This is a genomic window from Streptomyces sp. NBC_00249, assembly GCF_026342355.1.
Taxonomy (GTDB): domain Bacteria; phylum Actinomycetota; class Actinomycetes; order Streptomycetales; family Streptomycetaceae; genus Streptomyces.
In genome coordinates this window covers 101,121-113,705 of record NZ_JAPEMV010000001.1, presented here as the reverse complement: position 1 = coordinate 113,705, position 12,585 = coordinate 101,121, and the positions used below count along the sequence as shown (strand labels likewise).

Below are 12,585 nucleotides of genomic sequence, written 5' to 3'. Positions count from 1 at the left end.
GGTCCACCGCCTGGACGTACGTCGGCGCAACCGCCGCCCCCGCGTCAGCCAGCCGAGGCGGGCGCAGGGGTCTTCGGCCAGCAGGCGACAACGCTCAGGACGGCTCGCCGTAGCAGGTGACGATCGCGGCGGCGCGGTTGCGCAGGGAGGTGCGCAACGACTGCGGGGCCAGGGCTTCCGCATCCGTGCTGAGCTGCCACAGCGCCCATTCCGCGTGTCGTGAATCCTGGAAGGTCACCTCCAGCCGAAGCCATCCGTCCGCGTCGGGTTCTTCTGCGCGGACGGCCAGCGCGGTGTCCAGCAGTTCCTCCCGCCGCACCGGGTTCATCCGCAGCAGCACGGTGATGTGGTCGCCGCCGGAGAGGAACTGCGTGGAGCGTTCCCGCCAGATCCGGTCCAGATCGACCTGGTTCGGTCGCTGTGCCGTTTCGGGAAGTTCCTCGGCGGCCAGCACCCGCGACAGCCGGTAGGTGCGGTCCTCGCCGGATCTCGTGGCCAGCAAGTAGCCCCGGTCCCGTACGGTGACCAGGCCGATCGGGTCCACCGTCCGCCACTGCGGTGCCTGGCCCGTGGCCGCGTAGTGGATGCGCAGCTTGTGTCCGGCGAGCACCGCGCGCCGGACCTCGATCATCGTGGAGCCCGGTACCTCCTCGGAGACCAGTCGGCGCGAGAGCAGGTCGGCCTCCGGGTCGACGAGAAGTCGCTGGGCCGCGTCGCTCGCGGTGGCCCGGTGGCTTTCGGGCAGCGCGTCGACCACTTTCCGCATGGCCGAAGCGAGCGCCGAGCCGAGGCCGAACGCCTGCTCGCCGCGCGTCGATCCGGCGGTCAGCAAGGCAAGGGCTTCGTCGTGGTTCAGACCGGTGAGCTCGGTCCGGAAGCCGGGCGACAACGCGAAGCCGCCGTGCCGGCCGCGTTCGGCGTACACCGGGACACCGGCCGTGGACAGCGCCTCGATGTCGCGCAGCACGGTGCGGGTGGATACCTCCAGCTCGCGGGCCAGCGTGTCCGCGGTCAACCGACCGCGCTGACGTAGCAGCAGCACCAGCGAGACCAACCGGTCTGCGCGCATGCGGGAACTCTATCGGAATACATGACTAAGGATGTCGTGATTTCCTGCGAGGCTCGTTCCACGACGTCGAAGCCGGCGGCTTCCGAGCAGCCGAGCCGATGGACGTCCGTACTCCCCATGGATCGAATGGAGCTGAAGTGGCAGTGGAACGAACGGCGGTCAACCCGGTGACGTGGTCGGAGGAGTTGGGGTTCAACCAGGGTGAGGTCGTCTCCGGGCACACTCGGACCCTGTACATCTCGGGGCAGACCGCGATGAGCGGCGAGGGCAAGCCCCAGCACGACGGTGACATGGCGGCGCAGTTGGCGCTGAGCATCGACAACGTGGAGGCCGTGCTCGGCGAGGCGGGCATGTCTCTCGCGAACCTCGTCCGGCTCAACGTCTACACGACCGACGTCGATCTGCTCTTCCAGCACTACGGCGTGCTGGCGGCGCGCTTGGGCGCTGCCGGGGTGGCGCCGACCTCCACGATGCTCGGGGTGACGCGGCTGGCGATCCCCGGCCAGATGGTCGAGCTGGAGGGCACCGCCGTCGCGTGATGCGACCTCGCCACCTCTGCTGCTCGTGCCGGCTGAACCGGCACGAGCAGCAGGCGGGCGGCGACCTCGGCACGTCTCTCGCCGGCGGCGTCGCCAGTGGGGGGTCGAGCTGGTGGGCCGTGCCGTGGACGGGCCGGCCTTCTCACCGGGCGGGGGCAGGGTCGGTCAGAGGTAGAGGTCGATCGTGAAGCGCCTGCCCGCCTCGACCGTCTCGGCGTGGACCGAGCCACGAGCCCGGTCGTATTTCCCGGTGCCACCGGTGATCGCGTTGTCGAACGGGGGGCGAGGGCCCGGGTTGAGGATGCCGAAGTACATCCCCTGCACGGTGAGCTGGCCGTCCGGGAGGGTGTAGGTCACGACGCACTCCTCCGCTCCGCCGCTGTTCCCCGGCACCGCCGCCCGGGTGAGGGTACAGAAGCCGCCGGGGTTGACGGGCCTCGGCTCAAGGGCCGCCCGGAGCGTCCCGGCGCGACTCACCGGCAGATCCGACCGATCGGACCAACCCACGACGAGAGACGGCCCGCCCGACCGGACCAGTCGCGCCGGCGGGTCGACACCGGTGGAGCGGAGCCGTGTGAGGAGGTGCGAAACGGCTGGAGCGTCAGCCGGCGGCCGTGCGCCAGATCTGGATGAGGCAGTACTGATCCGTACCGCTCACCTTCTCTTCGAGACCCGGCGGCATGGGCAGCGGTTCCCGGATCCCCGCCAAGGGAGAGGTGAACCGCCCGCGCTCACGGTTGAATATCCACTGCCATCGCATCCTGTACAGACCGGACGAGGGAAGGACCAGGGGGATTTCCTGCTGCCCGCCGTCGATGGTTTCCAGCGCGAGCTCACCCTCGGGAAGCTCCACTTCCACGTCCTCCGCGCCGGACCACGAGGCATCGCTTGCCGGAGGAGCGGTTGACCAGCTCTCCAGACGGACCGACGCCCGAAGCACCTGGGGCGGCACTTGCAGATACACCATGCCGGGGGCGGAAAGGAGCCATTTCGTGCGATCCGCGTGCGGCGAGTAGGTATCGACGCTCGTATCGACCAGCCCGAATATGCGATAGCTCGGAGAAACCGCGGTCTCGAAGCTATCCAGCAGCCTTCTCAAGGGTCACCTCACGTGTCGTCATTCGAGTCGCGAGCAGCAGTATGCCCACGGTTTCGTGGACGGCTTTGTGGACGGTGAGTCGAGTCCAACGAGTCCGCGAGCAACGAATCGCCGGTGGCGGGAAAATGCTGAAGCTCCTGTCCTACTGCCCGGCCAGGGAATCCGCCGCTCCACTCACCGCAGAATCCCGCTCGCTTCGCAGCGTTCCCAGCGGAGCAGATCGCAACGGCGAGACACGGGGCCGCCTTGCTTGCGATCACGATCCGCATGCGCCGGGAGGCAACCCTGCGGGCGCGGACCGGGCAACGGGGTGGGGCAGGGGCTCGCGGAGGCGGGTCCGGATCCGGTGCTCCAGCGGTGGCTCGGCCTCGCGCACGCGGCCGAGGAGGACGACGACCACGGTGCCGAGGGCGGGGCTCACCGACGGGAGAAGAGCTGACGCAGCCAGCCATCGCGGCGCTTCACGGCGAGCGGCCAGGGGCCGTGGGATTCGAGCTCGTCGGCCAGCCGGGACAGGAAGTCGCGGAACTCGGCTTCACCGAAGGGCTCTTGTCCTTCGTACGGGTCGAATGCGCTCGCCAGCGGTGTGTCCGTGGCCAGCACCGCCCGCAGCGCCGCCACCTGCTCGGCCATCGGCCGGTCGTAGAGCGGTTCGACCTGCATGGCCACCGCGTACCGGCGCACCAGCTCCTCATCGAGCGCCGCGCCGGCCTCCCGGTACATCGCTTGGTACAGGATGCAGTTGACCAGCCCGAACGCCCATTCCCCCACCGCAGCCATCGCTGGGTCCTCTCCCTCTGGCAGATGACAGACGGCCATCAAACCAGCTGTCATCTGCGATGTTCCCGACGGCTGGGGATCAATGGGGTCAGCGGGGAAGGCGGCGATAGCCTGCTCGCAGGCGATCCTGTGCTGCTGGAAGGCAACGACGACGGCTGCGGCCGCTTCTCTCGCTCCTCACCCCGGGCCGGCCCCGCGCCGCGGCGTGGTCGAGCCCTGATACCCCGAGGAGAACCTCACCCTGCTTACCGCGGACGCCTGGCCCCCGCGCGACGGGACCACCGTAGGGCTACCTCCAGCGGATCCGGGCCAGCGCGACCACTACCCGGTCCGCCGGCCCCAGCGCCGGACCGTGGCGTTGTACTTCTGCGGTGCGCCGGATGCCGTCGCTGACGAGGTGGGCGGCCACCACATACGCCCGCGGGGTCGCCCCGCGCAACCGGCTTCAGCACCTGCCAGGTCGAGACAGCCCGCGACGGCAAGATCTACGTCTACGGCGCCCCCAGAGGCGTCCAGGCCCTCCGGCAGTCGCGAAAGGGGGCTGCGGCCCTGTGGCGGACCTCCCCGACTGGATACGGCTGCGCGGGGCGGCCTCGCTGTTGCGCCCGCCTCGCCGCCTCGCCTGAAGCACCGGGGTACGACAGAAGGGCCCGGATCCTTGCGGATCCGGGCCCTTCTAGTCAGTAGCGGGGACAGGATTTGAACCTGCGACCTCTGGATTATGAGCCCAGCGAGCTACCGAACTGCTCCACCCCGCGTCGGTGAACCCCACCCTACGGCACTGCGGGACTGCCCCTGACCAGTTACGACCCGCCGAAGACGTCGTTTCGTACGGCGTGATCATCAATAACGCATCGACGCCCGCAGGGCGGGGGCCGGCGTCGGGCCGGTGACCGCGAGGACCTGGCCGCGATGGGCCGGCCGGGCTGACCGGGGCGGGCGGGGTGCTCCCGGGCCGGGTCCCGGTGTCGGGAGCACCCCGTCCGGATCAGGTCACGGGCAGCCCGGGCCCGTTCCGGGGTTGGTGCAGACGTCGGTGCCGGGGCCGCCGTTGTTGAGGTTCGTGCCCGGGCCGCCGTCGAGGTCGTCGTTGCCGACGTCGCCGAACAGGGAGTCGTCGCCGGGGCCGCCGGTCACGGTGTCATTGCCCGGGGAGCCGTGGAGGGTGTCGTCGCCCGTGCCGCCCGCGACGCGGTCGTTGCCGGGGCCGCCGGTGATCGAGTCCGCCCCGGGGCCGCCGCATACGAGGTCGTCGCCCGCGCCGCTGTTGACGGTGTCGTTGCCGCCGCGGGCGAGGATGACATCGCGTGCCGGTGTGCCGTTGATCTGGTCGTCGCCGGGGGTGCCGGTGATGGTGGGCTGTTCGCCGAAGCAGGTGACCGCGTCGACGGTGGTGGTCTCCGTCGCGGTGTCGTTGGTCGGGTCCGGGTCGGAGACCGCGCCGGCCACGCCCGCCGTGTCGACGGCGATGTCCTCGGACGTGGCCGTCGCGGTGATGGTCCGCGCGGCGCTCGCTTCGGCGGTGAGGGTGCCGATGCCGCAGGTGACGACGTCCGGGGTGGTGCCGGACGCGGTGCACCCGGGGGACGCCGAGATGAACTGCAGTCCGGCCGGGAGCGTGTCCTGGAGGACGACCCCCTCGGCCGTCTGCGGGCCGTGGTTCGTCGCGGTGAGCGTGTACGTCACGTTCTGGCCCACCACGACGGGGTCGGAGCCCGTGTCGGACTTCGCGACGGCCAGGTCGGCGTCGGTCAGGTGGAGGTGCCCGATGAAGCTGGCGGTCTCGGCGAACCAGATGTCGTCGTCCGGGCCCTTGGTGATGCCCCAGGGGCCGCGCTCCGAGGAGGGCAGGGGGAACATGGCGATGACGCCGGACGTACTGATCCGCCCGATCTGCCCGCTGTTGCGTTCGGTGAACCACAGGCTGTCGTCCGGTCCGGCGACGATGTCCTGGGGCTGGGGCGCGAGGCCGTTCTCCGGTACGGCGTACTGGGTGATCACGCCGGACGGGGTGATCCGGCCGATCCGGTTGCCGCCGAACACGGTGAACCAGAGGTTCCCGTCGGGGCCGGTGGTGATGTCGGTCGGGCCGCCGCCGCCGGGTACCGGGAACTCGGTGACGACGCCGGACGGGGTCATGCGGCCGATGAGGTTGTCGCCGATCTCGGTGAACCAGAGGTTCCCGTCCGGCCCGGTGGTGATGTAGGACGGCTGGCCGGAGCCGGTCGGCAGCGGGTACTCGGTGAGGGCGCCGGTGGTGGTGATGCGGGCGATCCGGTGGGCGTTCTGCTCGGTGAACCACATGGCCCCGTCCGGGCCGACGGTGATGCCGGTGGGCTCGACGAACTGCTCGGGGAGGGGGTACTCGGTGACCGTGCCGTTCGTGTCGATCTTCCCGACCCGGGAGTCGAAGTGCTGCATGGTGAACCAGACGTTCCCGTCCGGGCCGGTGGTGATGTCGTGCGGGGTGCTGAACTCGCCGGGCAGGGGGTACTCGGCGATGAGGGTGCCCGCCGGGCTCATCCGGCCGATCTTGTTGCCGACCGCCTCGGTGAACCACAGGTTGCCGTCCGGGCCGGTGGTGATGCCGACCGGGGTGCTGGGGGTGGGCACGGGGTATTCGTCGACAGCGACGGCGGCCCGGGCCTGCGGCGCCCCGGCGGCCAGGGGCAGGGCGGCAGCCATCAGGATGCCGGTGAGCAGCGCCGCCAGACCGCGTCGACGGCGGGGTTTCGGCTGTTGGGGCGTCCCTGGCTCTGGCGCATTGCGGGTGGTGGGAGGCATGGGCGAGCACCTTTCGGTCGCGTCGGAACGCGCCCGTCGTACCAGGGCCCGATCGTTTCTTCGGATGCGGAGGCACCAGCGGCGCGCCGGATCCCACCCGCATTCCACCCGTTCGGAGCTGTGCCGGACCGGCGGGGACGGCGGGGCCGCTCTGGCCTGTGCGGCCGTTCGGCGTCATGGGTTGCACCGGTTCTGCGTCGGTCTTGGCTGCCTGCCGCGTGTCTCCGACTGGACCGGCAGCTCGCCGGCGACCTCGCCTGCCTTCGTGGCGCAGTGGGGTGCGGGCCCTGAGGTGTGGGAGCCACAGGCGCAAGGCGCCGGCGTAAGGCGCCGGCCTGGGTGTGGGCACCTGCACAGTGGGGGAGGGGCAGGTGCCCACGGTGGCGACCGGGGCCGCTCACCGGCCGGCCGCCACATTTCAGCGTAGGCCGGGGCTGCCCGGAGCGCCCGGGTTCAGTCGAGGACGCCGAGGGCGGTGTCCGGGCGGCGGCTGATGCGCGCGGGGACGCCGTCGGTCAGGGCCCCGCGCGCAGCCTCCACCGCGATGCGCTGCGTCGCGATGTGCGTCACCCGGGCCACTCGCACCTCGTGGGCGATGCACGCGAGCGTCGAGCGCACGACCTGCGCACCGCGCTCCGCGCGTTCCTCGGCACCCGGCTGCCCGGCACCGCCGCCCTCGACGACCGTCTCCTGTGACCGCCCCTCCCGACCGGTTCACTCGGCCGCCGCAGCCAGCTCCTCGTCGATCTCGACGGCCGACCGCAGCCGTATCGCCCGGCCGAACAAGTCCCTGAGCTCGGGGCACTGGCCGTACGGGTACCGGATGTGCCAGTGCGCGGCGACGTACTCCAGGAGGTCGAAGCGGCCCGCGTTGGCGATCGTCGACGCGGCCAGCAGGCTCTGCCGGACATCGAGCACGGTGGTCGGCGGGTCCTGGTAGTTGCTCTGCCGTACGAACATCATGGCCTGCATGGCCAGGGCGGGTTCGGGGGAGTTGTAGAAGTGCGGGTTGGCGGTCCACTTCGGCAGCTCGGCACCGCAGTCGGGGTTCCAGTCGGCGAAATCGGCCCGCAGCCCGGGCAGTACCGGTACGGGCCGCTCGCGCGGGCCGAAGGGGCGCCCCGCCAGCACGGCGCTCGTCAGGGCCGCGTGCTGGCTGTTCGCCCCGGCGAACGTCCCGCGCACGAGGCGGGCGTTGAGCCAGGGATCGTCCTGGGCGAGCAGCGCCGGGACGACCACGTCCTCGCGCAGGCCCCGCGGGCCACGGGAGTCCGGCGTCTTGACCGGCCAGCGCACCCCGGGGGCGTCGAGCAGCGCGTCCCACACGAGCCGGTCGCCGTGCTCGGCCAGGGCCAGCAGGGTGTCCGGGCTCCGGGTGGTCCGCACCAGTGCGACGCGGGCGGCCACATCGAGTTCACCCACGGCGGCGTCGATCACCTCACGGGGGGCGAGCCCGAGGAGGGCGGCCGGCGCACACCGCAGGAGGGTGTCCCGGCCCGGCTCCAGAGGCAGCTCCGACGCGGCGGCGTCGAGGAGTTCGGGCAGCGTGCCGTCGAAGCCCGCGGTGAGCAGGCGTACGGCGTGCACCCAGGGGCCGGCGGTCCCGCCCAGCCTCTCGCGGATCATGTCGGCCGCGTCGTCCCGCTCCGGCCCGACGAGGAAGTCGGCGGCGGGCACCACCTCGAGCGGGGCGCCGCCCCCGGCCAGCCGGACGGCGGTGCGCAGCAGCTGGGGCAGCGGGCCCGAGGAGTACCGGGTGAGGCGCCGCAGCGCGAGCCAGAACCCCGCCTCGGCGGTCGGCCCGCCCGCGCCCGCTTCCGTTTCCGCGCTGCCGAAGCACTCCTCGACGATCCGGCCGATCACCTCGCCCGGAGCGCCGCCGAGCACGCCCTGCGCCGGGCGGGCGTGCCTCAGTACCTCCTCGGGGGTGACCGCGGGCGCCCAGCCGGGCCGGGGGACGGCCAGGCCCACGACGTGCCAGGACTCGGTGCCGGGGAATCCCGGCCCGAGGTTTCCACGGGTCAGTGTCGCGAGGGCGGTGTCCCGGTCGGCGTACAGCCGCAGCAGGTCGAACGTGCCGGGCTCGGGATCGGCCAGGGCGACCGCGACGTCCGGCGGGCAGTCGGCGTGCGCCAGCAGGACCCCGTACCGTTCGCGTGCGCGGGCACGGTGGTGCCGTACGTCCGGATCGGCGAGGCGACTGCGTACGAGGTCCCAGTCCACCCGGTACGAAGGGTCCTCGGTGATGGCCCGGCTCGTGGCGGCGAGCTCGGCCCGGCTGAGCAGGCCCAACGCGTAAGGCTTCAGTCCGGACGGCAGACGCAGCCCCCATGTGCCCAGCGCCTCGTCCAGGAGGTCGCCCTCCCGGAGCGCCCGCGCGGCCGCTTCCAGCGGCTGCGCGGAGCCCTCGGCCAGCGCGCGGGCGAAGGCTTCGCGCACGGCCTCGTCCCGGATGCCGTCGCCTCGTGCGGCCAGCAGCGTACGCAGCCGGTCGGCCCAGCCCGCCTCCCACATCCGGATGCCGGCGGTCAGCTGCTGGTACGGGGTGAGCAGCGCCTCCTCGGTCTTGGGACCCTTGAAGGAGGCGGCCAAGGCCTGTGCGGCCAGACCCGGTTCGCGCGAGTCGAAGCACAGCCGCAGCAGGTCGCCCTCCCACGGCGCGGACGGCAGGGACGCGATCAGGGCGTGCACGGCGGGTGTGCGCGGCAGCGGGTCCGCGGCGTCCGGTGCGAAGGGACGGCCCTCCAGCAGGGCCAGCCGGGTGGCGGGGGCCAGCTCGTACCCCTTGTCCCGCGCCGCGCTGACCAGGCTGGTGAGCAGCCATTCGTTGATCTCGGGATCGTCCCGGAAGAGGAAGGCACGCTCGATCTCGGCCTCCCTGCCACCGGTGCGGGACTTCATGCCGTACGTGGCGTTGAACAGGTCCGCCCAGGCCTTGCGGTCGCCGGTGTCGATCAGCGGCTGGGCGAGCTCCGTGCCGGCGCTGCCGGAGGCGAGCATGTGCAGGGGCCACGGGGCGAAGCGGGCCAGGAGCCGTCGGGGCAGGTCGCCCGGCGCGAGCCGGATCAGCCAGGCCACCTCCTTCTCCGGGCTGACGCCCACGGCAGGGACGAGCTCGTCGGTGTCAGGGCGTACGGCAGCGTCGAGGAGGTCCGGCACGGTGCCCGTGAAGCCGGCTGCGAGCAGCTCGAAGGCCCGCTCCCAGGCCCGCTCGTCGCTGCCCAGGCGGGCCCGTACGCGTCTTTCCATCTCCGGCGACGGCGCACCGGTCCATCCGAAGCCGTTCCGGAGCTTCCCGGCGGGCGTGGTGAGCCACTGAGCCTCGTCCCTCCCGGCTGCCATCTCGGCCTGCCCCGTTCCCACCGCCGCGGCGAGCGCGGGATCGAGGTCGGACCGGGCGGCGACGAGCGCGGCCTGACGGCGGGTCAGTCCCCAGTGTTCGAGGAGAGCCGCCACTTCCCGGCTCTCGCCGTGCTCGGCGACCCAGTCGCGAAGCCCCTCCGGCAGTGCGTACCACCGTTGGTCCAGGATCTCCGCGCGCCCCTGAGGGCCGAGGGCTTCGGCGACCTGCGCCGCGGCGTCCTGCCCGGCGTACCGGAACAGGCGGAGGAACGCGGTGTCGGGCTCTTCGATTTCTGATGTGCTCACGCCATGACACGCTACCGGCCGCCGCCGCCGTGTGGATCAGGGGGACCGGCGGGCGCCCGTCAGACGGCGAGGCCTTCGATCAGCTCGGCGCCGGGGAGCTCCGCGAACAGCTTCCCGGGCGCGATGAGCTTTCCGCGCCGACGCCCGCTGCCGATCAGCACATGCGGCATGTCGCGGACGGCCGTGTCCACCAACAGCGGCCAGTCGTCGGGCAGTCCCAGCGGGGTGATGCCGCCGTACTCCATCCCCGTCAGCTCCACGGCCGTCTCCATCGGGGCGAAGGAGACCTTGCGGGCCCCCAGGTGACGCCGGACGGCGCCGTTCACGTCGACCCGGCCGGCGGAGGGCACCAGGCAGGCCGCGAGGGTGGTCCGGCCACCGCGCTTGGCGGCCACCACCACGCAGTTCGCCGACTGATCGAGCAGTTCCGGCCCGAAGTGCGCGACGAAGGCGGCGGTGTCGGCGATGGCCGGGTCGGTGTCGACGTAGAGGATCTGCCCGGCGGGCACGCCTCCGCGCCAGCCCCCGACCGCTCGGGCCACGGGCGGGACGAGCTCGGCGAGACAGTCGGGAGCGGGCACGGCGTTGCCGAACGGCCCGATGGGAGCACGCATACCCGCACGCTAACACCGAGTCAGCGCCGACACCGCGCCCCGTCAGGCCGTCGGTGAGCGCCCCGACGGACCGGGTGTGCGTCCGAAAGAAGGTGTCTGATAATTGATCACGGCGCGGTGGGGGTGAAACATGGCGGTGCGACAACCGGTAAGCGGCTGGAGCGCTGCCATGTCGAAGTGTGGGGGATCGCATGGGATTGCTGGTTGTGTCGGATGCTGCCGTGGCGCGTGGGGACAGGTTCGACTGGTTTTGTGAAACGGTGTCCACCGACGTGATGCCCGTCATGCTCAGTACCCGGCATGCAGCCGATTTCCGGGGGACCATCACCGACCTGGATCTCGGCGTGGTGGGGCTGTCCACTCTGGCTTGCTCACCGGTGCGCTCACGCCGCACCTTGACTCATGTCCGGCGTGGCGACCCCGAGCACTTGCAGCTGGCACTCATCACACAAGGTGCTTTCAGGATCTCCCAGCGAGGCACCGACTCGCTGATCACGGGGGGACTCGTGCTCACGGACACCTCGCGGCCGAGTGAGGGGGCATGCACAGGCGGGCAGATCGAGGCGGCGGTCCTGCAGATTCCCCGTCAGGCCCTGGCGTTGCGCGCGGACCGTGTGGACCGCCTCCTCGCACGGGGCCTGGCCGCGGACACGGGGTCCGGGGCGATCCTCGCCGCGTTCCTGAAGTCGCTGCTCTCGTACGGCCCGGGCTGTCGCCCGGAGGAGCTGCGCGGGATGGGGGCCGTCGCCCTCGACCTGGCCACCGCGTTCCTCGCCCACCAGCTCGGTGACCCCGGCGAGGCGCCCGCCGAGGCCCGTGCGCAGGAGACACTGCAGCGGATCCACCGCTTCATCGAGAACAATCTCGGCGACCCGGGCCTGACTCCCCAGATGATCGCTGAGCGGCACAACATGTCCCTGCGGCGTCTGTACTCCCTCTTCGGCGACCAGAGCCTGAGCATCGCGGCACGTATCCGCCAAAGCCGGCTGGAGCGCGCCCACACCGACCTCGCACGCGGGGAACTGAGCGGCCAGCCCGTTCAAGCGATCGCGGCTCGCTGGGGCTTCTCGAGCGCCACCGGTTTCAGCCGGGCATTCCGCGAAGCCTACGGAATCACCCCTACCGAACATCGTGCGCTCTCCCTGGCCGCCTCACGGCGCGCAGGGGACAGAAACCCTGCACGCCACGCACACCCCCGCGCGCTGCCCGGGCCTACATTCTCCTCCGGAGACACCGCCCCAGCGTGAACGGGCCCAGGGGGCAACAGCCCGGCCCGATGCCTTGGCATGCCGTCGACAGCGGCGGCCCGTAACAGCGGCGGAGTTCGACCCCCGAGCCGGCCGGCGACCCCTGGACGCCCAAGAGATTGAGATGCCCATGACAACCAAGATGGTCAAGTTCGTTCGCCGCGCTGTCGGGATAGCCGCGGCGGGCGTGTTCGTGTCCCTGTGTCTTCCCGCGTCGCCCGCGTCCGCGAGCATCGGCAGCAACTGGCAGAGGCTCAGCAACTACAACAGCGTCAAGTGCCTTGAGGTCGCGGGCTGGAGCACTGCCAACGGTGGTGCGGTCGGACAGTGGGACTGCCATCCGGGGAACAACCAGCTGTGGTGGTTCTGGGACAAGGGTGGCGCGGGAGACTTGCTGTACAACGCTCACAGCGGTAAGTGCCTCGAGGTCGCGGACTGGAGCGGCGCGAACGGTGCTGCGGTCCGGCAGTGGGACTGCCATGGCGGGGCCAACCAGCAGTGGAACTGGATGGGCACCACTGTCGACGGAACCGACTACGTGGTCCTTCAGAACGTACACAGCGGCAAGTGCCTCGAGATCGCGGACTGGCGCACGGACGATGGCGCTCCGGCCCGCCAGTGGGACTGCCACTACGGGGGGAATCAGCTGTTCTTCGCTGCCGACGCGTCGTGATCGGAACATGAGCGTTCCGGCATAGGCCGCCTGCCGGAAGCCGGGCAGGAATGCGAAGCGCCCGCAGGCGATGCCGGCAGGGGCGCTTCGCAGCATGTGCACGCTCAGACGGCACACGGGTCCGACGTCGAG

10 protein-coding genes and 1 tRNA gene are annotated in these 12,585 nt (G+C 71.5%); 3 read left to right on the top strand and 8 right to left on the bottom strand.

Translation table 11 applies throughout. The features are described 5' to 3' along the window. Nucleotides 1-94: 94 nt before the first annotated feature. Nucleotides 95-1,069, bottom strand: coding sequence for a YafY family protein (locus OOK31_RS00555; protein WP_267010289.1), 975 nt, complete (start codon nucleotides 1,067-1,069; stop codon nucleotides 95-97). Nucleotides 1,070-1,212: 143 nt separating this feature from the next. Between OOK31_RS00555 and OOK31_RS00550 the strand changes: the two genes are divergently transcribed. Then, a complete protein-coding gene (locus OOK31_RS00550) occupies nucleotides 1,213-1,608 on the top strand; it encodes a RidA family protein (RefSeq protein ID WP_267011787.1) in 396 nt (131 codons plus the stop codon). A gap of 165 nt (nucleotides 1,609-1,773) precedes the next feature. On the opposite strand, the gene OOK31_RS00545 is transcribed toward OOK31_RS00550, so the two are convergent. From OOK31_RS00545 to OOK31_RS00515, 7 genes are all read right to left on the bottom strand, one after another. After that, complete coding sequence (locus tag OOK31_RS00545) at nucleotides 1,774-1,965, bottom strand: hypothetical protein (RefSeq protein WP_267010288.1); 192 nt, start codon at nucleotides 1,963-1,965, stop codon at nucleotides 1,774-1,776. A gap of 244 nt (nucleotides 1,966-2,209) precedes the next feature. Then, entirely contained in the window at nucleotides 2,210-2,707 is a 498-nt protein-coding gene (locus tag OOK31_RS00540) for a hypothetical protein (RefSeq protein WP_267010287.1), read from the bottom strand. A gap of 417 nt (nucleotides 2,708-3,124) precedes the next feature. Continuing rightward, on the bottom strand, nucleotides 3,125-3,487 hold the full coding sequence (locus OOK31_RS00535) for a hypothetical protein (RefSeq protein WP_267010286.1): 363 nt from the start codon (nucleotides 3,485-3,487) through the stop codon (nucleotides 3,125-3,127). Nucleotides 3,488-4,171: 684 nt separating this feature from the next. After that, nucleotides 4,172-4,245 (bottom strand) — tRNA-Met (locus OOK31_RS00530). 235 nt (nucleotides 4,246-4,480) lie between these two features. Beyond that, nucleotides 4,481-6,271, bottom strand: a complete 1,791-nt coding sequence (locus OOK31_RS00525; protein ID WP_267010285.1) for a hypothetical protein — start codon at nucleotides 6,269-6,271, stop codon at nucleotides 4,481-4,483. 714 nt (nucleotides 6,272-6,985) lie between these two features. Beyond that, entirely contained in the window at nucleotides 6,986-9,919 is a 2,934-nt protein-coding gene (locus tag OOK31_RS00520) for a hypothetical protein (protein WP_267010284.1), read from the bottom strand. Nucleotides 9,920-9,978: 59 nt separating this feature from the next. Next, nucleotides 9,979-10,533, bottom strand: coding sequence for a YbaK/EbsC family protein (locus tag OOK31_RS00515; RefSeq protein WP_267010283.1), 555 nt, complete (start codon nucleotides 10,531-10,533; stop codon nucleotides 9,979-9,981). 191 nt (nucleotides 10,534-10,724) lie between these two features. Between OOK31_RS00515 and OOK31_RS00510 the strand changes: the two genes are divergently transcribed. Together OOK31_RS00510 and OOK31_RS00505 are read left to right on the top strand one after the other, a co-directional pair. Next, on the top strand, nucleotides 10,725-11,780 hold the full coding sequence (locus tag OOK31_RS00510) for a helix-turn-helix domain-containing protein (protein ID WP_267010282.1): 1,056 nt from the start codon (nucleotides 10,725-10,727) through the stop codon (nucleotides 11,778-11,780). A 130-nt stretch (nucleotides 11,781-11,910) separates the two neighbouring features. Continuing rightward, nucleotides 11,911-12,453 carry an RICIN domain-containing protein gene (locus tag OOK31_RS00505; protein WP_267010281.1) on the top strand — a complete coding sequence of 181 codons (543 nt, stop codon included), beginning with the start codon at nucleotides 11,911-11,913 and terminating at the stop codon, nucleotides 12,451-12,453. The last annotated feature ends 132 nt before the right edge of the window (nucleotides 12,454-12,585 follow it).

Coding starts and splice junctions, on each gene's coding strand:
- OOK31_RS00510 (WP_267010282.1), top strand. CDS start 10,725: ATGGGATTGCTGGTTGTGTCGGATGCTGCCGTGGCGCGTGGGGACAGG.
- OOK31_RS00525 (WP_267010285.1), bottom strand. CDS start 6,271: ATGCCTCCCACCACCCGCAATGCGCCAGAGCCAGGGACGCCCCAACAG.
- OOK31_RS00505 (WP_267010281.1), top strand. CDS start 11,911: ATGACAACCAAGATGGTCAAGTTCGTTCGCCGCGCTGTCGGGATAGCC.
- OOK31_RS00555 (WP_267010289.1), bottom strand. CDS start 1,069: ATGCGCGCAGACCGGTTGGTCTCGCTGGTGCTGCTGCTACGTCAGCGC.
- OOK31_RS00535 (WP_267010286.1), bottom strand. CDS start 3,487: ATGGCTGCGGTGGGGGAATGGGCGTTCGGGCTGGTCAACTGCATCCTG.
- OOK31_RS00515 (WP_267010283.1), bottom strand. CDS start 10,533: ATGCGTGCTCCCATCGGGCCGTTCGGCAACGCCGTGCCCGCTCCCGAC.